Source organism: Agromyces sp. NDB4Y10 (assembly GCF_001620055.1).
Classification (GTDB): Bacteria; Actinomycetota; Actinomycetes; order Actinomycetales; family Microbacteriaceae; genus Agromyces; species Agromyces indicus.
Genome location: NZ_LQGY01000014.1, coordinates 41,539 through 61,266 on the forward strand (window position 1 = coordinate 41,539; position 19,728 = coordinate 61,266).

The window sequence follows — 19,728 nt, forward strand, 5'->3', positions numbered from 1 at the left end:
ACGATACGCTGATGTCACAATGTGACACAAGAGTAGGATCGCTGCATGCCCCGCTGGCCCGAGAACACCCGAGCCCGACTCGTCGACGCCGCGTTCGGCATGTTCGTCGAGCAGGGCTACGCGGGGACGACCGTCGAGCAGATCGCGACCCGCGCCGGGGCGACCTCCCGCACCTTCTTCCGCCACTTCCGCGACAAGGACGAGGTGCTCTTCGCCGACGACGACGAGCTGCTGCCCCACCTCGTCGAGTCGATCGCGGGCAGCACCGCCGGCGACTCCGGCGGGATGATGCGCGCCGCCCTGGGCGCCCTCGCCGACCGCATGGAACCCGGGCGCCCGCGGCTGCGGCAGCGGCAGCGCATCATCGAGCAGGATGTCGGCCTGACCGGGCGCGAGCTCGCGAAGCAGGCACGCTGGCAGCACGCCGTCGTCGACGCGCTGCTCGAGCGCGGATTCGACCGCGACGACGCCGAGATCCTCGCTGCGATCGGCTTCGCGCTCTTCACCGGCGCGCTGCACGAGTGGCTCGAAGGTGAGGACGACGACGGCCGCTCGCTCCGCGACCACGTCGAACGCCGCTTCCCGAAGATCGCCGACGCCCTGAACCGGCCGGTCCCGAGCTGAGTCGGGGCCGTCCCGCGGCGCCGGCCACCCCACGTCCGGGGGCGACCCGGTGCACCGCCCGCCGAGCGGGGGTAGCCTGAAACATCGGGGTGCCCCCGCATCCCGTCGAGGATCGGCGCGACCGATGCCGACCCTCGGAACCCGTGCCGAACCGGGAGCGACCGAGCGATGTCCTGGGATGACGATTCCTTCGCCGATGGCTTCGGCGAGCGCCATCCCGGCCGCCGCGCGACCAGGTGGCAGATCGCGGGCCAGGCCGCCGGCTACGTCGGGCTCGTCGTCGGCGTGATCGCGCTGCTCGTCGCGGCGGTCATGCTCCCCGGCGTGCTCGGGCTCGGCAGCAACCCGGCCGGCTCCGTGTCGACGCAGGCGCACGTGCCCCGCGTCGCGCTGCCGCCCATGGCGGCGACGGCCGAGCCGGAGGACGCCGCGGAGGCGGATGCGCAGTCGGAGAACACCGTCGACGGCCTCACCGGCCCGCCCGCCGTGTCGGGTTCGGAGACCGGGCCCATCGACCCGGACTGGACGGCGCGGACCGCGGAGGCGACCGGCATCCCGCAGCGCGCCCTCGCCGCCTACGCCCAGGCCCACGGCGTGGTCGCGCGTGAGGACGCGGAGTGCGGCGTGGACTGGGCGACGATCGCGGCGATCGGCGCGATCGAGTCGAACCACGGCCGCCATGGTGGGGCGAGCCTCGACGACCGGGGCCGGGCGCTGCCCGAGATCATCGGGCGGGCGCTCGACGGCAACGGCGTCGCCACGATCACCGACACCGACGGCGGACGACTCGACGGCGACACCACGTGGGACCGGGCGGTCGGGCCGATGCAGTTCATCCCGTCGACCTGGGCTCGATGGGCGAGCGACGCCGACGGCGACGGGGTCGCCGACCCGCACCAGATCGACGACGCGGCCGAGACCACGGCGCGGTACCTGTGCGCATCCGGGTCGATGCGGAGCCTCGAGGGCTGGCGCGCCGCCATCTTCTCGTACAACCGCGACGGCGACTACGTCGACGCCGTCGCCCGCGTGGCGAACGAGTACGCGGCCGCGGTCGGCTAGGCCCGGCCGGTGACCGACATCGAGCTGGCCCGCATCGCCGGCGGCACCGTCGCCCTGCACGACGCACGCCGCAAGGTGCGCTGGAGCGTCGACCTCGAGCCGTTCGAGATCGGCGTCTACCCGGTGACGCAGGAGCAGCTCGCGGAGATGATCGGCGAGACGGCCTCGCACCCGCGGCGCCCGGCGACCGGGGTGAGCTGGCTGCGCGCCATCCGCTTCTGCAACGCCGCATCGGAGTGGGAGGGCCTCGACCCGGCGTACACGTTCGACGGCGAGGACGTCGCCTGGCACCTCGACGCCGACGGGTACCGGCTGCCGACCGAGGCGGAATGGGAGTTCGCATGCCGCGCGGGCTCGACCGGTCCGCACTACGGCCCGCTGCCGGAGATCGCGTGGACCAGCGCCGACGGCGTCAGCGCGCCGCAGGAGGTCGGCGGCAAGCTGCCGAACCTCAACGGCCTCTTCGACACGCTCGGCAACGTGTGGGAGTGGTGCTGGGACCTGCTCGACCCGGCCAGGTACGACGACTACCGGGTGTTCCGCGGCGGCGGGTTCGCCGACGACGCGTGGAGCGTGCGCGCCTCGACGCGGCGCGGCGGCGCACCGCGCATGCACCACGAGGACGTCGGCTTCCGGGTGGCTCGCGGCGGCTTCGAGACGACGGATGCCGCGCAGGGCTGGTCCGCGCAGGCGGACGTCGAGCGCGCCGCCGTGGACGGCCCGCTGCCGTTCGGCTGGACGCCCCGGCGCTGAGCCGGGCCACGCGGCCCGCCCGGTCATAGGATCACGACATGCCGCCCACGAGGAGGACGTCGCTCGACGCGCTCGCCGCGTTCGTCGCCGTCGCCCGTGCGGGCTCGGTCACCGGCGGGGCCGACGAGCTCGGCCTCACCCAGTCGACGGTCTCGGCGCAGCTGCAGGCGCTCGAGCGCGAGCTGGGGTACCGCGTCTTCGATCGCACGTCGCGGGGCGTCACGCCGACGAGCCGCGGCCGGGCCCTCCTCGCCCGCATCGGCGGGGCGATGGACGCCGCGGTCGACGCGGTCGCGGAGGCGACGGGTGCCGGCGCGACCGAGCACACGGTGTTCCTGGGCGGCCCGGCGGAGTTCCTCTCCACGGTCGTGCTGCCGCGGCTGCGCGAGTGGGCCGGCACCGACCTCGACGTGCGGGTGCGGTTCGGCGAGACGCCCGAGCTCCTGGCCGGCCTCGAGGCATCCGAGCTCGACCTCGTCGTGAGCACGACGCAGCCGCGCATGCGCGGGATCGAGTTCGCGCCGCTCGTGGACGAGCAGTTCGTGCTCGTCGTCGCGCCGGCGCTGCTCGACGCGTTCCGCCGCGACCCCGATTCGGTGCCCGTCGTGGCGTACGGCGACCAGCTGCCGATCATCCGCCGCTACTGGCGGTCGGTCTTCGGTCGGCGACCCGCCGGACTCCGCGCGGTCGCGATCGTGCCCGACCTGCGGGTGCTCGCGGGCCTCGCGGCCGACGGCGTCGGGATGACCGTGCTGCCGACCTACCTCGCCGCGCCGTACCTGGCGGCGGGCCGGCTGGTCGATCCCGTCGACCCGGCCGACCCGCCGCTCAACACCGTGTACCTCGCCCGGCGCCGCTCGCGGCCCGGCGCGAACCCCGCGACGGATGCCGCGGCCGAGCGACTGCACGCGCTGCTGCGCGCCTGAACCGGCCGGTCAGGCCGACAGGAGCGCCACGACCTCGCGGCCGACGCGCGTCGCCGACTGGGGGTTCTGGCCGGTGACGAGCCGCCCGTCGACCACGACCTGCTCGGTGAAGTCCGGACCGGGCACGTGCGTCGCGCCCTTCGCCTCGAGGGCGTCGGCGAGGAGGAACGGCACCACGTCGGTGAGCTCGACCGCGGCCTCCTCGGCGTTCGTGAACACCGCCACGCGCCTGCCCGCCACGAGCGGCGTGCCGTCGGCGAGCGTGATGCCCACCAGCGCGGACGGGCCGTGGCACACCGCGGCGACGACGCCGCCCTGCTCGTACACGGCGCGGCCGACCGCGTTCACGGCCGGGTCGTCCGGGAAGTCCCACATGGTGCCGTGGCCGCCGACGAAGAGCACGGCGTCGTAGCGCGACGCGTCGACGTCGGCCAGCTTCGGGGTGTCGGCCAGCTGCGCGGCGATCGACGGGTCGGCGAAGAACGCGTTCTGCGCGGCATCCGTCTCGTCGCGGCCGACCTGCGGGGGCACGCCGCCCGCGATCGAGGCGAGGTCGACGCGGAAGCCGGCCGTCGTGAACTCCTGCCAGGGGTGGGCCGCCTCGCCGGCGTGGTACCCGGTCGGGCGGAGGCCGCCCAGGTCGTCGTGGCTCGTCAGCACCAGCAGCACTCGCTTCTCGGTCATCGGTGGATCTCCTCGGTTGCGTCGTTCTCGATGGACGACTCGACCGTACGGAGGCGGCGGCATCCGGAACCAACCGGTCGGGCGATGCCCGCCATCGGGATTCCGATCGCCGGGGCGGGGTATGGCACGATGCCGGGGGCGGACCGCGACGCGACGGACCGGCCGCCTGACGACGCGAGGAGGCGACGCGGTGACCGAGGAGCGAGGGATCATCGGCCAACGGGACGACCCGGCCATGCCGAGGTACGCGGGCATCGCGACGTTCGCGCTGCTGCCGCGCCTGGACGAGGTGGAGCACGCCGACCTGGCCGTGCTCGGGATCCCGCTCGACTCGGGCACGAGCTTCCGGCCCGGCGCCCGGTTCGGTCCGGCGCACATCCGGGAGCATTCGCGCCAGCTGCACCCGTACCACCAGGTCCACGAGACGTACCCGTTCCGCGACCAGCAGGTCGTCGACGCGGGCGACGTCGCGGTCGGGCCGTACGACCTCGCGCAGGCGGTCGAGCGCATCCACGCCGAGGCGTCCCGGCTCGTGCAGCAGGGCACGAAGGTGCTCGCGCTCGGCGGCGACCACACGGTCGCGCTGCCGCTGCTCCGGGCGGCGGCCGCGGCGCACGGCCCGCTCGCCGTCATCCACTTCGATGCGCACCTCGACACGTGGGACGTGCTGCACGGCGCGAGCCTCTGGCACGGCTCGCCCTTCCGTCGCGCGGCCGAGGAGGGCCTGCTCGACCTCGAGCACTGCCAGCACGTCGGCATCCGCAGCGGCGTCTACGGGCCGGACGAGTTCGACGACGACCGGCGGGCGGGCTTCGAGCTCATCCGCAGCGACGAGTTCCAGCGGCGCCCCATGGAGGAGATCGCCGAGCAGGTCCGCCGGCGGGTCGGCTCCGGCCCGGTCTACGTGTCGATCGACATCGACGTGCTCGACCCGTCGCACGCGCCCGGCACGGGCACGCCCGAGGTCGCGGGCATCACCACGCGCGAACTGTTCGCCGTGCTCCGCGGTCTCGCGGGCCTGCCCATCGTCGGCGGCGACGTGGTCGAGGTCGCGCCGGCGTACGACCACGCCGGGATCACGGGCCTCGCCGCCGCGCACACCGCGTGGGAACTGCTGACGCTGATGGGCCTCAGCGCTCGGACGTGACGCAGCCCGGCTCGACCGGCTCGCCCGCGAAGCGCGCGGCGGTCCACTCGATCAGCTCGGGCACGAGCGGCGAGTCGGGCTCGACGAGGGGGACGTGGTCGCGGCCCTCGTACACGCGGTAGTCGACCTGCTGACCGGCCGCGCAGAGGTCTTCGACGTACGCGTCCTGCGCGGGCCGCACCACGAGCTGGTCGGCCGCGCCCTGGCCGAGCAGCAGCGGGGCGCTGATCGTGGGCGGCGGCGTGTTCTCCTCGAGGCGCTCGCCGAAGGGACCGGTGGTCGGGTCGGCGGCCCTGATGTCCGGGTCGCGCGAGAGGCCCAGCACGTCGAGCACCGACACGAAGCTGCTCGGTTCGGCCAGGCAGCGTTCGGCCATCTGCCGCACGGTGACCTCGGCGCCCGGGCGCACGTACTCCCGGTACGTGACATCCGGGTAGATCGCGGTGTACGCGGCGATCACGAACGACTCGAAGATCGACCCGCCCGGGACAGCGGGCAGGTTCTCGATGAGGCCGGTGAGGTTCGACGCGGGCGCGAGGGCCGCGACGCCCGCCAGGTCGAGCTCGGGCGCGTACGCGTCGGCCAGCGCGCCGGTCCAGAGCGCGGCGCCGCCGCCCTGCGAGTGGCCCCAGACGACGGTCGGCTCGCCGAGCCTCGCCTCCTCCAGCTCGGATGCCGCGCGCCGGGCGTCGAGCGCCGCGTGCGCGCTCGGCCGGCCGATGAGGTACGGGTGCGGGCCCGGCGTGCCGAGGCCGAGGTAGTCGGTCGCCACGAGCGCCCAGCCGTTGTCGAGGATGTCGGGCAGCAGGAACAGGGCGCCCGACTCGAAGGGCTCCTCCGCCAGCGACGGCGCGCACGGCTCGGCGAAGCCGGTGGTGCCGTGCGTCCAGTCGATCACGGGGAAGTCCTCGCCCTCGGCGGGCACCACGACGAGCCCGCTCGCGACCGCGGGGTCGCCCGCGTGATCGGTGGTCGTGTAGAGGATCCGCCAGCCGACCGCGTTCTCGGGCACGCCGCGCTCGAACGGTTCCGCGCGGATGAGCCGGCCCGGCTCGTCCGGCACGTCGCGGGGCGCGGCGTAGAACTCGTCGACGACGGGCGACCCGCCCCGCAGGGTCGCGCTGAGGGATGCCGCGCCCACGGCCAGGAGCACGGCGACCACGGCCGCGATGGTGCGCGTCCACCGCCGCACGCCCCTCGGCTCAGCGGCCGGCCGGCGCTCCGGTGCGGTGCCGCGGAGGGCGTGCCAGGCGAGCAGCAGCCCCACGATGATGAGCCGCGCCCCGAAGACGACCGCGACCACGAGCAGGGTGATGTCGGGCCACAGCAGCGCCAGGAGACCGAACACGATGCCGGCGACGCCGAGCAGGGCCGCGGAGACCCGGGCATCCCACGTCGCGCCCCGCCGGAACGCCGCGAGCAGCGACAGCGCGCCGTTCACGAGGAGCGCGACGGCCACCACCGCGGCGACCGTCCGCACCGTGAGTCCCGGGAAGACGAGGACGAACACGCCGCCCGCGATCCACAGGATCGCCGTGACGAGCCGCCACCGCGGCATCCGTTCGCCATCGTCGGGTTCGCCACCGCCCGCGAGCTCGAGGATGCCGCTCAGGATCAACCCGACGCCGATGAGGATGGCCAGCACGCCGAGCGACGTCGTCGGGCGGGTGAGGATGACGGCGCCGACGACGACCGACACCACGCCGATCAGGGCGCGGACCCATCGCGGCAGGCGGGCGAACCACGTGTCGAGCCTGGTCATGCGTGCTCCTCCGAGGTGGGCGCGGGTTCGCCGGTCTCCGCGGCGCGGCGGCGTTGCAGGCGGGTGTACAGCGTCACGGCGACGTTCGAGACGAGGGCGTAGATGATGGCGGTGCCCGCGAAGCTCTCGGCGGGGAAGATCGAGGCGGCCAGGCCGATCGCGAGGCCCGGGTTCCGGTTCGCGCACGCGATCGCGAGCACGACCGCATCGGTGCGGTCCGGACCGCCGAGCGCGTGCCCGACGGCGAGGCCCGCGGCCGTGAAGCCGAACATGACGAGCAGGGTCGCGAGCGACAGCGCGCTGAGCACGGCCGGGAGGACCAGCACGAGCAGGGCCAGCAGTGCGACGAGCATCACGCTGTTCGCGATGGCGACCATCCGGTTGCCGAACCGCTCGGCGAAGGCCGGCCAGAGACGGCCGACCACGAAGCCCAGCGCCAGCGGCAGCAGCACCTGCACGAGCATCGCCCCGGCGATCGTGAACGGCGACAGGCCGAACGGGCGGTCCATGAGCCGGCCGATGAGGTCGGACAGCAGCGGGATCAGCACCGGCGAGAGCAGCGCGACCGCGAAGGCCAGGCCGTAGGCGTACGTCGCGCGACCGCCCGACCCGATCTCGGTGCGGGGGAGGAGCGCCGGGATCGGCGTCAGCGCGATCACCACGAGCGCCACCTCAGCGGCATGCGGGAAGTCGAGGTACACGTGCGCCGCGAGCGCGATGACCGGCATCACCACGAACATCGCCACGATCGAGAGGAACAGGACGCGGGGACGGCGCAGCACCGACAGCAGGTCGTCGGGCCGGGCCGAGAGCCCGTAGCCGAACACCGTCAACGCGACCGTGACCTGGATCGTGGTCGGGACGATCGACAGGATGTCCATGCGCGACCCTTCCCGCTAGCCCGTGACGCCCGAGCTCGCCGGCGATGCGGTGCGCACCACCGCGGGCAACCACCGGTCGAGCGACTCCCACACCGCCGCGCGCACCGGCGCCGACGACAGGGTCACGTCGTGCAGCGCGCCCTCGATGCGGCGGATCGAGACGTCCAACCCGAGGTCGGCGGCACGCCGGGCGACGCCGCCCACGTCGATCGCGGTGTCGGCGAACCGCATCTGCTCGGACCAGATCGGCTGCAGCATGCTGCGCGCGGAGAGCAGCACGAGGATGGGAATGCGGATGCCGAGGCCCTTGGCCACGGTCGCATGGCCACGCAGCACCGCGTTGAGCCATCCGCGATTCGTGCGGAACCCGTGCTCCGGTCGCCATTCGCGCTCGTACGTCCACTCGCCGCCGAGGTCCGCGGAGACGGTGCGGCTGTAGAAGCCGAGGTCGACCTCGGGGAACGGCGCGAGGGGGTGGACCGCGGCGCCGACCTGCACGACCGGCTCGAGCAGCGCGCGACCGACGGCCCGCGTCTGGAACTCCAGCCACGGCGCGTTCAGCACGAGCCCGTCCGCGACCTCCGGATGCCGCGAGGTCCAGAGGCTCAACGTCAGTCCGCCGGTGGAGTGGCCCATGAGCACGAGCGGTTCGACGGCGCGCGTGCGGATCACCTCGATCGCCGCGTCGATCTCCTCGTCGTACACGGACAGGTCCTCGACGTATCCCGGCGTCTGGTGCGGCCGGAGGCTGCGCCCGTACTTGCGCAGGTCGAGGGCGTGGAAGCGACCGCCGCGACGGACCCAGTACTCGGCGAGCTCCCGCTGGAAGAAGTAGTCCGACCAGCCGTGCACGTACAGCACGTCGAACCGCCCCGGACCGTCGATCACCTCGTCGCGCACCCGGCGGACGAGCGTGGCGACCACCGGACCCTCGGCGTCTGGGGCCAGCTCGAGCTCGAGCCGCTCGTACGGCGGCCCGAGCACGTCCGGTGTCCAGCGGTGCACGGTGGACTCAGCTTCCGGATCGGGTCGCCGCGACCGGCGGCAGCGTGTCGATCGGCATGGTTCCTCCCCGGTTCCCGACGGCCGATGCCTCACCGCCCACGGTAGGGAGCCGAGGGTGTCGGCGAATCCCGGGAATGCGTAGTCTTCTGCCCAAGGCCCGGATCGCATCGGCCGGGCCGCACGGACGAGGCTCCCGGGGGTGGTGCGCATGCTCGGCCGCGCCCGCGAGCGATCCGCCCTCGACGCGCTGGTGGCCCGCACCCGCGACGGTGCCGGCGGGGCGCTCGTCATCACGGGCGACCCCGGCATCGGCAAGACCGCCCTGCTCGACCACGGTGTCGCGGCGGCGTCGGGCTTCCGCATCGCGACCGCCACCGGCGTGCAGGCCGAGCGCGAGCTGCCGTTCGCCGGGCTGCAGCAGGTGCTGAGCGCGATCCCGGATGCCACGGACCGGCTCCCCGAGCCGCAGGCGCAGGCGATCCGCGTCGCGCTCGGGCACGCCGACCTGCCGGCGCCGCGGCCGTTCCTCCTCGGCATGGCCGTGCTCGGGCTCCTGACCGAGGCGGCGCGCGACAGCCCCGTGCTGTGCGCGGTCGACGACGTGCATTGGCTCGACGCATCGAGCGTGCAGGTGCTGGGCTTCGTCGCCCGACGGCTCGAGCGGATGCCGGTGGCGGTGCTCTTCGCGAAGCGCGCGGGCCTCGACGTCGAGGGCGTCGACGGCATCCCGGCCCTCGTCGTCGGCGGACTCGACGAGGCCGACGCGAGGGCGCTGCTGCGCTCGGTCGCCGGCGGCCCGCTCGACGAGGAGGTCGTCTCGCGCGTCCTCGCCGAGTCGGGCGGCAACCCGCTGATGATCCGCGAGGGCATCAAGGCGAGCCTCCTGCACGGAGCTCCCCTGCCGCTCGGCTCGGACGGCGTCGCGGTGCCGATGGTCAACCGGCTGGAGCGCGCCTTCGCGTCGCGGATCGCCCGGCTCCCCGGGCACGCGGCGCGCGTGCTGCTCCTGGCGGCCGCGGACCCGACCGGCGATCCCCGGCTGATCGCCCGGGCCGCGACCGTCGTCGGCTGCTCGATCGACGACCTCGCGGAAGCGGAGGCAGTGGGGCTCGTGCGTGTCGGGCAGCGGCTGACGTTCGAGCATCCGCTCGTGCGTTCGGCGGCCTACGGCCGCGCCACCGCCGAGGAGCTGCGACACGCGCACGCGGCCCTCGCCGAGGCCACGGACCGGCAGCGCGACCCCGACCGTCGGGCCTGGCATCAGGCGCTCGGCACGTTCGGACTGTCGGAATCGGTCGCGTCCGCGCTCGAGCAGTCCGCCGGTCGTGCCGGTGCGCGCGGCGGCTTCCTCGCTGCGGCCGCGTTCTACGAGCGGGCCATGCACGTCGCCGAGTCGCCCGCGACCCGGCTGCGCTGCGCCGTCGCAGGCGCGACCGCGCTCGAACTCGCCGGAGCCCAGCCGCGCGCGCTGCGCATGCTCCGGGAGGCACGGGCGGATGCCGAGGACCCCGCCGACCGGGCCCGCCTCGACGTGGTCCGGGGCCGGCTGCTCTTCACGCTCGAGCGGAGCGAACGACCCGTCGACCTGTTCCTCTCCGCGGCGGAGACCCTCGCCGCAGACGACCCCGCCGCCGCGCGGGAGGCCTATCTCGACGCGCTCTCGGCGGCCACGCTCGCGGCGTCCGGCGAGGACGGTCGAGACATCCGCTCGACCGCCGAGCGCACGCGCGACGCCCCGCCGGCCGCGGTCGACGGCGAGCGGACGATCGATCGCCTGCTCGAGGTGATGCGCGACCTCGCCGTCGCCGAGCCCACCGAGTCGCTGCCCGCGCTCCGTCGGCACCTGCGCGAGTTCTCGGATGCCGCGGAGGAACCGGGCCTCCGCGCACGCTGGCTCTGGATCGCCAGCCGCCTCGCCGCCATCGGCTGGGACGACCGCCGCTGGGCCGACTTCATCGACGAGGGCGTCGCCACCGCGCGGTCCGCGGGCGCCCTGACCGCGGTCGCCGCGACCATCACCACGGGCGTGTCCCTCGAGCTCTTCCGGGGGCGTGGCGCGCACGCGCGGGTTCTCGCCGACGAGGCGCTCGAGATCTGGGACTCGATCGCCATCCCGCGCGCCGCGTACGGCGTCGGCGCCATCGCCGCCTGGGAGGGTGAACCCGACGGCGTCGAGCTCCTCGACGCGGCGCTGGAGGACGGCCGGCAGCGCGGCGAGGGCATGGTGCAACCCCTCGTGCACTGGGCGCGAGCGCTGCATGCCGTCGGCGGCATGCGGTACGACGAGGCGCTGCCGCACGCGATCGCGGCGGCGCGGTACCCGCTCGTGATCGTCTACGCGACGTGGGGGCTCGTCGAAGCCGTCGAAGCCGGGGCCCGCGGCGGCGACCGCGCGGCGGCCGAGGACGCCCTGCGACGCCTGCGCGTGTCGACGGATGCCGCGGGCACGGACTGGGCGCGCGGCGTCCACGCCCGCTCGGCGGCCCTCCTCGCGGCCGAGCCCGAGGAGGCCGAGCGCCTCCACGTCGACGCGCTCGACCATCTGGCCCGCACGGGCCTCCGCGGCGAACAGGCCCGTGCCCACCTGCTCTACGGGGAATGGCTGCGCCGGCAGCGCCGCCGCGGCGACGCCCGGATGCACCTCGACCGCGCGCTCGCGGTGTTCACCGAGATGGGGGCCCGCGCGTTCGCCCGGCGCGCCAGCGCCGAGATCGCCGCGATCGGCAGCGCGTCGGCCTCGGCGACGGAGTCCGGCGAGCTCTCGCAGCAGGAGATCGCGGTGGCCCGGCTCGCGAGCGAGGGCCTGTCGAACGCCGCCATCGCCACGCGCCTGCACCTCAGCGCGAGCACGGTCGACTACCACCTGCGCAAGGCGTTCCGGAAGCTCGGCATCTCCTCGCGCGCCCGGCTGCACCTCGCGCTCGCCGAACGCGACGCCGACGCGGAGCACCGGGCGGCGGCATCCGACCGCTGACGACTACGCGATCGCGTGATGCGCCGCGCCGCGCCGCGAACGTACCGTCGGAGCAGCGTCACCCGACCACCGGCATCCGGAAGGCGAGGCCCCGCACGACGCCCTGCCGCGGGTGCGGCAGGAGCGCATCGAGACATCCGTGCAGAAGGGATCGACATGACCGAGCTGACCGGCGTGAACCTCGGCAACTGGCTCGTCCTCGAGAAGTGGATGGCGCCCGAGCTGTTCGCGGGCACCGACGCCGAGGACGAGTGGCACCTCACCCACGCCCTCGACGAGACCGCGCGGCGCGAGCGGTTCACGGTGCACCGCGACACGTGGATCACCGGACGCGACTTCGCCTACCTCGCCGGCCGCGGCGTGCAGCTCGTCCGGCTGCCCGTGCCGTACTTCGTCTTCGGCGACGTGCCGCCCTTCGTCGGCTGCATCGAGTACGTCGACCGCGCCTTCGACTGGGCCGAGCGGTACGGCATCCGCATCCTGCTCGACCTGCACACCGTGCCCGAGAGCCAGAACGGATTCGACAACGGCGGGATCTGCGGCGTGTGCCGCTTCCACCAGCACCCCGAGCACGTCGAGTTCGCGCTGACGGTGCTCGAGCGGCTGGCCGCACGCTACGGCGACCGGCCGGGACTGTGGGGCATCGAAGTGCTGAACGAGCCGATCTCGCCCGAGCTGTGGGCGCTGCTCGACGTGCCGAAGCGCTACCCGGCGGTCGACCCCGAGCGGGCCGCCGGATCGGAGGGCGTGCCGACCGTGTTCCTCCAGTCGTTCTACCGCGACGCGTACCACCGCATCCGCGCGGCGGCCCCCGGCGCCCGGGTCGTCTTCCACGACGGCTTCCGCATGCGCGAGTGGCTCGACTGGTTCGACGGCGAAGGATTCGACGACTTCGCCGTCGACACGCACCTGTACGTCATGATGGCCGGCCAGCGCGACCTCGACGGGTATCTCGAGTACATCGCGACGACGTTCGGCGACCCCCTCGCCGAGGCGACCCGTCGGTTCCCCGTGATCGTGGGGGAGTGGTGCCTCGACACCAAGCAGGCGGCGCTCGCCGAGATGGGCGCCGAGGAACGGCGCCGGTACAACCGCACCCTCGCCGAGGCCCACCTCGCCGCATTCGCGCCCGCGACCGCGTGGACGTACTGGAGCTGGCGCATGCACGTCGACACGCCCGAGCTCGACGTGTGGGACTTCCTCCGCGCGACCGAGGCGGGCTACTTCCCGCGCCGGCCCGGCGCCGACGGTGGGGCAGCGGATGCCGCGTGAGGAGTCGGCCTTCGAGGCCCTCATCGAGCCCGTGCAGTGGGGACGCAGCACGTACACGGTGATCCGGATCCCCGCGGTGCTCGCCGACGCCGCCCGCGAGGCGGGCACCCGCCGCGTCGAGGGCACCATCGACGGCGCCGACGTCAACCTCGCCATCACCAGGGCGCCCGTCGTCGACGGACCCTTCCTGTGGGCCGGTCGCTCGCTGCTGCGCCGCATCGGGGCCGACGCCGGCGCGGTGGTCGAGTGCCGCCTCCGTCCCGCGCACGAGGAGGACGTGCTGCTGCCGGAGGACGTCGCCGAACGCCTCGCCGACGCGGGCGTGCTCCAACGGTGGGAGGGGCTGCCGCCCGCGGACCGACGGCGGCGGCTGTACCCGGTCGAGTCGGCTGCCCGCCCCGAGACCCGCGCCCGGCGGATCGCGGCCCTCGTCGACGAGCTCGCCGGCCGCGGCCGATCAGGCGACCAGCAGGTACGCGCCCGAAGCGAACGTGAGCACGAGCACGATCCGCTCGAACCACGCGACCGGGATGCGGCGCGCGAGACGCCATCCGAGCAGCGCGCCCACGACGAGCGCGGGCACGAGCACCAGGTCGAGCACGAGCGATTCGGCGGTCATGAGCCCGAGCCCGATCGAGAACGGCACCTTGACGGCGTTGACGACGAGGAAGAACCAGGCCGCCGTGCCGAGGACGGCCTGCACGGGCAGCCGCGAGGTGACGAAGTAGAGGGACATCACCGGACCTGCGGCGTTGGCGACCATGGTGGTCAGACCGCCCAAGGGGCCGAAGACGTGGGCGAGCCCGGGCGGGACGGGTCGCAGCTCCCCGTCGCCGCGGCGGCGGCGCGCCATGAGCACGAGGCTGAGCGCCACGAGCAGCAGGAGGATCGCGCCGATGATGCGGCGGACCGCGGTGTCGTCGGCGTGCCACAGCACGACCACGCCGAGGAGCACGCCCACGAGGACGGACGGGACGAGTCGGCGGAGGATCCGCCAGTCGGCGTGCGCGTGGTACATGCGCACGGCGATGAGGTCGCCGACGAGGAGCAGGCCGAGCACCGCGCCGGTCGACGCCCGCGCCGGCAGCACGGTGGCGAACAGCGCCGTGGGCACCGGGCCGAATGCCGGGATGCCGCTCTTCGAGAGGCCGACGGCGCACGCGGCGATCGCGAGGAGCAGCCAGTCGAGCGCGGTGAAGTCGGGCACGGAGCCCACCTTCGCACGGCGGCAGGGTCAGCTGCCGTCGGATGACGCGGCAGGGCCGCCCGCGGCCCGCGCCGCCTCGGCCGCTCGCACCGCCCACTTCGGGGTCTCGCCGAAGCGGAACGGCGGCGCGAGCCGTCCCGCCGCGCTGTCGTCGATGAGCTGGGCGAGGCGGCGTTCGCGGGTCGCCTCCTGCTTGGCGGTCAGCACCCAGTGCACGGCCTGGCGCCGGTACGTCGGGGTCGCCGCGTCCCAGAAGGCGGATGCCGCGGCATCCGCTTCGAGCCGTGAGGCGTACTCGGGCGGGAGGGCCTGCTCGGGGTTCTCGTGGGAGTAGACGGCGGACCGGTCGTCGCGGCGACGCTCGAACGCGGCGATGCCGGCCGGTCGCATGCGGCCCTCGGCCGTCAGCTGCTCGACGAGCGCGATGTTCACAGCCGACCAGATGCTCGCCGACTTGCGCGGGGTCCAGCGCTGGCGGCGGGCGTCGTCGTCGATGCGCTGGGAGACGGAGTCGATCCACCCGAAGCACAGCGCCTCGGGCACCGCCTGCTCCCAGGTCAGGCCGCGGTCGGGCACGTGCTTCTTGTAGAGCCCCATCCAGAGCTCGGTCTCGGTCTCGTGGTTCGCCTCGAGCCAGGCGCGGAATTCCTCCGGCCCGGAGAAGAACAGCGCCGGGCGCTCGGGCGTGCCGCCCGGCGTGCCGATCGTCGCGTTCCCGCCCATGCGGCGAGTCTGCCACCCGCCACCGACGGGCGTCGGGGTCAGGGCAGCTCGAGCGCCGTTCCGCCGAGCGCGACCGCGGCGAAGCTCAGGATGGCGCCGGTGCCGATGACGACGAGGGCGATGCCGAGCATGAGCGCGGCGCCGAAGAGGGAGACCTTCGACTCGTGGCCCCGCGGCTGCTGGTCCTGCCGTTCGGGGGAGCTCGGGCGGTACAGCGTCATCGCGTGGTCCTTCGGTCGAGAGGCGGCTGGGCTGGACTTCCGATTCTCGCAGGTTGCCGCGGTCGCGACATCCGTTTACCATCGACTGAGCGATATGTGAATGGCGCGTTCGATTATCGAACACCCCGCGAAGCGCAGCGACCACAACGATGTGAAGGAGCACCCGTGCAGTTCCACCACCACGGATACGTCTCGGGCGACCCCCGGGTGAAGCCCGCCGCGGGAGTCGGCCTCGACCGCCCCGCCGAGCTGCCCGACGAGGTCGACGTGCTCATCGTCGGCTCCGGCCCGGCGGGCATGATCGCCGCCGCGCAGCTCGCGCAGTTCCCGAACGTCGTGACCCGCATGGTCGAGCGCCGTCCCGGGCGACTCGCGATCGGGCAGGCCGACGGCATCCAGGCGCGCAGCGTCGAGACCTTCCAGGCCTTCGGGTTCGCCGAGCGCATCATCGCCGAGGCCTACCGGATCACCGAGATGTGCTTCTGGAAGCCCGACCCCGCCGACCCGTCGAAGATCGTCCGCACCGCGCGTCCGGCCGACGACCCCACGGGCATCAGCGAGTTCCCGCACCTCATCGTCAACCAGGCCCGCGTGCTCGACTACTTCGCCGAAGTCGCCGCGAACGGTCCCACCCGATCGGTGCCCGACTACGGCTACGAGTTCGTCGGGCTCGAGATCGCCGACGAGTCCGAGGGCGCCGAGTACCCGGTGGCGGTCACCCTCGCGCACACCTCGGGCGAGCGGGAGGGGCAGCAGCGCGTCGTCCGGGCCAAGTACGTGCTCGGTGCGGACGGCGCCCACAGCCGAGTCCGCGCCGCGATCGGCTGCACCATGAAGGGCGACAGGGCCAACCACGCCTGGGGCGTCATGGACGCCCTCGCGGTGACCGACTTCCCCGACATCCGCACCAAGTGCTCGATCCAGTCCGAGGCGGGCAACATCCTGCTCATCCCGCGCGAGGGCGGGCACCTGTTCCGCATGTACGTCGATCTCGGCGAGGTCGCGCCCGACGACGCCGGCAGGGTGCGCCAGACCACGCTCGACCAGGTCATCGCCAAGGCCAACGCGATCCTGCACCCGTACACGCTCGACGTGAAGAACGTGGCGTGGCACAGCGTCTACGAGGTGGGCCACCGGCTCACCGACCGGTTCGACGACGTGCCGACGGATGCCGCGGGCACCCGCACCCCGCGCGTGTTCATCGCCGGCGACGCCTGCCACACGCACAGCGCGAAGGCCGGCCAGGGCATGAACGTGTCCATGCAGGACGGCTGGAACCTCGCGTGGAAGCTCGGCCACGTGCTCGAGGGCCGCAGCCCCGAGAGCCTGCTCGCGACGTACTCGGCCGAGCGCCAGGTCGTCGCGCAGAACCTCATCGACTTCGACAAGCAGTGGTCGACGATGATGGCGAAGAAGCCCGAGGAGTTCGCGAGTCCCTCCGAGCTCGAGGACTTCTACGTGCAGACCCACGAGTTCCCCGCGGGCTTCATGACCCAGTACACGCCGTCGCTCATCGTCGGCGAGGCCGCCCACCAGGACCTCGCGACCGGGTTCCCCGTGGGCAAGCGGTTCAAGTCGGCGCCCGTGACGCGCGTGTGCGACGGCAACCCCGTCCACCTCGGCCACCACGCCACGGCCGACGGGCGCTGGCGCATCTACGTCTTCGCCGACGCCGCCCCCGTCGGCGGCGGGTCGGCGGCCGCGGAGCTCGCGGACTGGCTCGCCGCCTCGCCCGAGTCGCCCCTCGCCGCGACGCCCGAGGGCCTCGACCGCGACGCGTGGTTCGACGTGAAGCTCGTCACCCAGCAGCCGCACACCGAGGTCGACCTCGGCAGCGTGCCGTCGGTGTTCCTGCCGCACGTCGGCCCGTTCGGCCTCGTCGACTACGAGAAGGTGTACGCGGCCGACCCCGCCGACGACATCTTCGAGGTGCGCGGCATCGACCGCGCCGGGGCGATCGTCGTGGTGCGACCCGACCAGTACGTGTCGCACGTGCTTCCGCTCACCGCGACAGCCGAGCTGGCGGCGTTCTTCGCGCCGATCCTCCGGTCGGGCGAGCGCCAGCCCGCGACCGCCTGACGGTCGTCATCGGCCGAACGCCTCGCCGAAGGGTCGCGGTGCGCGGCCCTTCGGCTGCGTGGGTCGCGGGCCCGGGTCCGGCAGGGGCGGGGTCGCGCGGGTCGTCGGCCGGTGCGACTCGAGCTCGACCGCCTCGTCGAAGTGGCGCACCGTCACGGGCTCGCCCTCGACGAGGGTGTAGGTCGTGGCATCCGTCGACGCGTCGACGCGGAGGACCCGGCCGCAGAACCGGATGCCGAACGCCAGGCGCGTGAGCTGCGGCGGCAGCCGCGGAGCGAACCGCACCTCGGTCTCGCTGTCGCGGAACCCGCCGAAGCCCGCGACGAGCGCCGTCCAGATGCCGGCGAGCGAGGCGAGGTGCACGCCGTCCTCGGTATCGCCCTGCACGTCGTCGAGGTCGAGCGTCGCGGCCTCCGCGAGGTAGTCGGCCGCGAGTTCGAGCTGCCCGACCTGCGCGGCGATGACCGCCTGGATGCAGGCCGACAGCGACGAGTCGCGCACCGTGATGGCCTCGGAGTAGCGGAAGGCCCGCTCGGTCTCCTCGGGCGTGAAGGCGTCGTACGCGAAGTACAGCGCGAGCACGAGGTCGGCCTGCTTGACGACCTGGCTCCGGTAGAGCGAGAAGTACGGGTAGTGGTCGTGCAGCGGGTAGTGCTCGGCCGGGGTGCCCTCGAAATCCCAGCGGGCGTACTCGGTGAACCCCGCCGCCTGCTGGTGCACGCCTCGGCGCTCGTCGTACGGCACGACGATCCGGGCCGCGGCGTCGCGCCATCCGTCGACCTCGTCGGCGCCGGCGCCCAGCCGCTCGGCGACGTCCGGCACGCTCCGAGCAGCGGATGCCGCGGCGCGCAGGTTCTGCGCGGCCATGAGGTTCGTGTACGCGTTGTCGTCGACCATCGCGCTGTACTCGTCGGGCCCCGTCACGCCGTCGAAGTGCACGCCGCCGTCCTCGTCACGACGGGCGAGGGACATCCAGACCCGTGCCGTCTCGATGAGGAGTTCCGCGCCGCACTCGCGCAGGAACGCCTCGTCCCGCGTGCCCCGGTGGAAGTGGATGACCGCGGCGGCGATCGCCGCCTGCAGGTGCCACCCGATCGTGCTCGCGGGCCAGTAGCCCGAGCTCTCCGTACCGTCCAGCGTGCGCCAGGGGAACGCCGCACCGGCCAGGTGCAGCTCCCGGGCGCGTTCGCGCGCGAGGTCGAGCGTCGCATGCCGCCATCGCAGCGCCTCGCGGGCCGACTCGGGAAGGGTCGAGGTGAGCACCGGCAGCACGAACCCCTCGAAGTCCCAGAACGTGTGGCCCTGGTAGCCCGCGCCCGTGAGCCCCTTGCCCGGCACCGACCGCCCGTCGAGGCGGACCGCGGACTGGAACACCTGGAACAGCGCGAACCGCACCGCCTGCTGGAGCCGGGGCTCGCCCTCGACGACCACGTCGGCGGCGTGCCAGAACCGATCGAGGCGGCGGCGCTGCGCGTCGGCGAGGGCGTCCCAGCCCTCGCGGAGCGCTTCGGCCACCTCGGAGTCGGCCCGGTCGCGCAGCCCGCCGGCCGTGGCATCGTCCGCCCACTCGTAGGCCACGGCCTTCACCAGCTGCAGCCGTTCGCCCGGCCCGAGCCGGACGCCGACGGTCGTGCGGGCGAGGTCCGGCGACGTCTCGGTGTCGACGCGCGCCCCGCCGGGCGCGTCGACGAGGTGGTCCATGGCCGCAGCGACGCGCAGGCGGCGTCGGCGCAGCCGATGGACGAGCGTGGCGGCCGTGCCGAGGACGTGGTCGCCGACGGGTGCGAGCGGTCGCTCGAGCATCCGCTGGATGCGCTCGTCCGGGTGGGTGCCGTCGGGCACCGGCACGTTCGCCATGAGCTCCGACTGCACGGTCACCTCCACCGCGGCGTCCGCGGCCTCGACCGAGTACCGGACGGCCACGACCGACGGGCGATCGTAGGAGACCAGGCGCGTCGACGTCACGCGCACCCGTGACCCCGACGGCGAGACCCAGTCGACCTCGCGGTGCAACGTGCCCGCGCGGAAGTCGAGCCGCTGCTCGTGGCGTTCCAGCACGCCGGTCCGGACGTCGAACGGCTCGCCGTCGACGAGGAGCCGGATCAGCTGTCCGTCGGGCACGTTGACGATGCTCTGCCCTTCGGAGGGGTACCCGTAGGCGGGCTCGGAGTACGGCATCGGATGCGTCTCGAAGACGCCGTTCGCGTAGCATCCGGCGATGCCCACCGGCTCGCCCTCGTCGAGGACGCCGCGCCAGCCGATGCAGCCGTTCGACAGGGCGAACACGGACTCCCGGTGGGGCAGTCGGTCGGCGTCCACGCCCTGGAGGCCGAGGCCCCACGGGTCGTCGTCGAAGCGCAGGGGGCGGCGGTCGGGATCGTGTCGGTCGTCGCTCACGGCGACAACCT

Annotated in this window: 16 protein-coding genes and 1 pseudogene; 9 read left to right on the top strand and 8 right to left on the bottom strand. The window is 73.8% G+C overall.

Going from position 1 to position 19,728, the window contains the following annotated elements:
* The first annotated feature begins 45 nt into the window (after positions 1-45).
* The 4 genes from AVP42_RS03195 (at position 46) to AVP42_RS03210 (ending at position 3,365) form a co-directional block, all read left to right on the top strand.
* The gene (locus AVP42_RS03195; protein ID WP_067946048.1) at positions 46-624 is read left to right on the top strand and encodes a TetR/AcrR family transcriptional regulator; all 579 of its coding nucleotides are present in this window, start codon (positions 46-48) and stop codon (positions 622-624) included.
* 168 nt (positions 625-792) lie between these two features.
* Complete coding sequence (locus AVP42_RS03200; protein ID WP_082846950.1) at positions 793-1,686, top strand: lytic transglycosylase domain-containing protein; 894 nt, start codon at positions 793-795, stop codon at positions 1,684-1,686.
* Between the two features lie 9 nt (positions 1,687-1,695).
* Positions 1,696-2,439 carry an SUMF1/EgtB/PvdO family nonheme iron enzyme gene (locus tag AVP42_RS03205; RefSeq protein WP_067946051.1) on the top strand — a complete coding sequence of 248 codons (744 nt, stop codon included), beginning with the start codon at positions 1,696-1,698 and terminating at the stop codon, positions 2,437-2,439.
* A 38-nt stretch (positions 2,440-2,477) separates the two neighbouring features.
* On the top strand, positions 2,478-3,365 hold the full coding sequence (locus tag AVP42_RS03210) for a LysR family transcriptional regulator (protein WP_067946053.1): 888 nt from the start codon (positions 2,478-2,480) through the stop codon (positions 3,363-3,365).
* A gap of 9 nt (positions 3,366-3,374) precedes the next feature.
* Here AVP42_RS03210 and AVP42_RS03215 read toward each other — a convergent pair whose 3' ends face one another.
* Positions 3,375-4,049, bottom strand: coding sequence for a type 1 glutamine amidotransferase domain-containing protein (locus tag AVP42_RS03215; RefSeq protein ID WP_067946055.1), 675 nt, complete (start codon positions 4,047-4,049; stop codon positions 3,375-3,377).
* Positions 4,050-4,239: 190 nt separating this feature from the next.
* Here AVP42_RS03215 and speB point away from each other — a divergent pair, with 190 nt between their 5' ends.
* On the top strand, positions 4,240-5,196 hold the full coding sequence (gene speB, locus AVP42_RS03220) for an agmatinase (RefSeq protein WP_067946057.1): 957 nt from the start codon (positions 4,240-4,242) through the stop codon (positions 5,194-5,196).
* Here the strand turns inward: speB and AVP42_RS03225 are convergent.
* The 3 genes from AVP42_RS03225 to AVP42_RS03235 are packed head-to-tail and all read right to left on the bottom strand — an operon-like array spanning position 5,180 to position 8,844.
* Positions 5,180-6,958: a lipase family protein gene (locus AVP42_RS03225; protein ID WP_067946059.1), complete on the bottom strand. Its 1,779-nt coding sequence runs from the start codon at positions 6,956-6,958 to the stop codon at positions 5,180-5,182. The two genes, speB and AVP42_RS03225, sit on opposite strands and share 17 nt — an antisense overlap.
* Positions 6,955-7,839 (bottom strand): bile acid:sodium symporter family protein, encoded by an 885-nt coding sequence (locus AVP42_RS03230; protein WP_067946061.1) that lies wholly within the window; start codon positions 7,837-7,839, stop codon positions 6,955-6,957. Before AVP42_RS03230 ends, AVP42_RS03225 begins: the two co-directional genes overlap by 4 nt.
* A 15-nt stretch (positions 7,840-7,854) precedes the next feature.
* Positions 7,855-8,844, bottom strand: coding sequence for an alpha/beta hydrolase (locus AVP42_RS03235; RefSeq protein WP_067946063.1), 990 nt, complete (start codon positions 8,842-8,844; stop codon positions 7,855-7,857).
* Between the two features lie 208 nt (positions 8,845-9,052).
* Here AVP42_RS03235 and AVP42_RS03240 point away from each other — a divergent pair, with 208 nt between their 5' ends.
* The 3 genes and pseudogenes from AVP42_RS03240 to AVP42_RS17040 all read left to right on the top strand — a co-directional run.
* A complete protein-coding gene (locus AVP42_RS03240) occupies positions 9,053-11,818 on the top strand; it encodes a helix-turn-helix transcriptional regulator (RefSeq protein ID WP_231878539.1) in 2,766 nt (921 codons plus the stop codon).
* A gap of 156 nt (positions 11,819-11,974) precedes the next feature.
* Positions 11,975-13,090: a glycoside hydrolase family 5 protein gene (locus tag AVP42_RS03245; protein ID WP_067946068.1), complete on the top strand. Its 1,116-nt coding sequence runs from the start codon at positions 11,975-11,977 to the stop codon at positions 13,088-13,090.
* A pseudogene (locus AVP42_RS17040) lies at positions 13,080-13,523 on the top strand (YdeI/OmpD-associated family protein); the annotation flags it as partial. The gene AVP42_RS03245 and the pseudogene AVP42_RS17040, both read left to right, overlap by 11 nt.
* 24 nt (positions 13,524-13,547) lie before the next feature.
* Here the strand turns inward: AVP42_RS17040 and AVP42_RS03250 are convergent.
* From AVP42_RS03250 to AVP42_RS03260, 3 genes are read right to left on the bottom strand one after another with little or no spacing between them, the layout of a single operon-like run.
* A complete protein-coding gene (locus tag AVP42_RS03250) occupies positions 13,548-14,297 on the bottom strand; it encodes a sulfite exporter TauE/SafE family protein (RefSeq protein ID WP_067946477.1) in 750 nt (249 codons plus the stop codon).
* Positions 14,298-14,324: 27 nt separating this feature from the next.
* Positions 14,325-15,020, bottom strand: coding sequence for a YdeI family protein (locus AVP42_RS03255; protein ID WP_067946070.1), 696 nt, complete (start codon positions 15,018-15,020; stop codon positions 14,325-14,327).
* A 38-nt stretch (positions 15,021-15,058) separates the two neighbouring features.
* Positions 15,059-15,241, bottom strand: a complete 183-nt coding sequence (locus AVP42_RS03260) for a hypothetical protein (RefSeq protein WP_067946072.1) — start codon at positions 15,239-15,241, stop codon at positions 15,059-15,061.
* Between the two features lie 165 nt (positions 15,242-15,406).
* On the opposite strand from AVP42_RS03260, the gene AVP42_RS03265 reads away from it, so the two are divergent.
* On the top strand, positions 15,407-17,320 hold the full coding sequence (locus AVP42_RS03265) for an FAD-binding monooxygenase (protein WP_067946074.1): 1,914 nt from the start codon (positions 15,407-15,409) through the stop codon (positions 17,318-17,320).
* A 6-nt stretch (positions 17,321-17,326) separates the two neighbouring features.
* Here the strand turns inward: AVP42_RS03265 and AVP42_RS03270 are convergent, their stop codons facing one another.
* On the bottom strand, positions 17,327-19,717 hold the full coding sequence (locus AVP42_RS03270; protein WP_157356697.1) for a glycoside hydrolase family 65 protein: 2,391 nt from the start codon (positions 19,715-19,717) through the stop codon (positions 17,327-17,329).
* Positions 19,718-19,728 lie beyond the last annotated feature (11 nt).

Bases quoted from the DNA above. Each gene is read 5' to 3' on its own strand.
- AVP42_RS03245 (WP_067946068.1), top strand. From the start codon at position 11,975: ATGACCGAGCTGACCGGCGTGAACCTCGGCAACTGGCTCGTCCTCGAG.
- AVP42_RS03195 (WP_067946048.1), top strand. From the start codon at position 46: ATGCCCCGCTGGCCCGAGAACACCCGAGCCCGACTCGTCGACGCCGCG.
- AVP42_RS03225 (WP_067946059.1), bottom strand. From the start codon at position 6,958: ATGACCAGGCTCGACACGTGGTTCGCCCGCCTGCCGCGATGGGTCCGC.
- AVP42_RS03210 (WP_067946053.1), top strand. From the start codon at position 2,478: ATGCCGCCCACGAGGAGGACGTCGCTCGACGCGCTCGCCGCGTTCGTC.
- AVP42_RS03215 (WP_067946055.1), bottom strand. From the start codon at position 4,049: ATGACCGAGAAGCGAGTGCTGCTGGTGCTGACGAGCCACGACGACCTG.
- AVP42_RS03255 (WP_067946070.1), bottom strand. From the start codon at position 15,020: ATGGGCGGGAACGCGACGATCGGCACGCCGGGCGGCACGCCCGAGCGC.
- AVP42_RS03200 (WP_082846950.1), top strand. From the start codon at position 793: ATGTCCTGGGATGACGATTCCTTCGCCGATGGCTTCGGCGAGCGCCAT.
- AVP42_RS03240 (WP_231878539.1), top strand. From the start codon at position 9,053: ATGCTCGGCCGCGCCCGCGAGCGATCCGCCCTCGACGCGCTGGTGGCC.
- AVP42_RS03230 (WP_067946061.1), bottom strand. From the start codon at position 7,839: ATGGACATCCTGTCGATCGTCCCGACCACGATCCAGGTCACGGTCGCG.
- AVP42_RS03260 (WP_067946072.1), bottom strand. From the start codon at position 15,241: ATGACGCTGTACCGCCCGAGCTCCCCCGAACGGCAGGACCAGCAGCCG.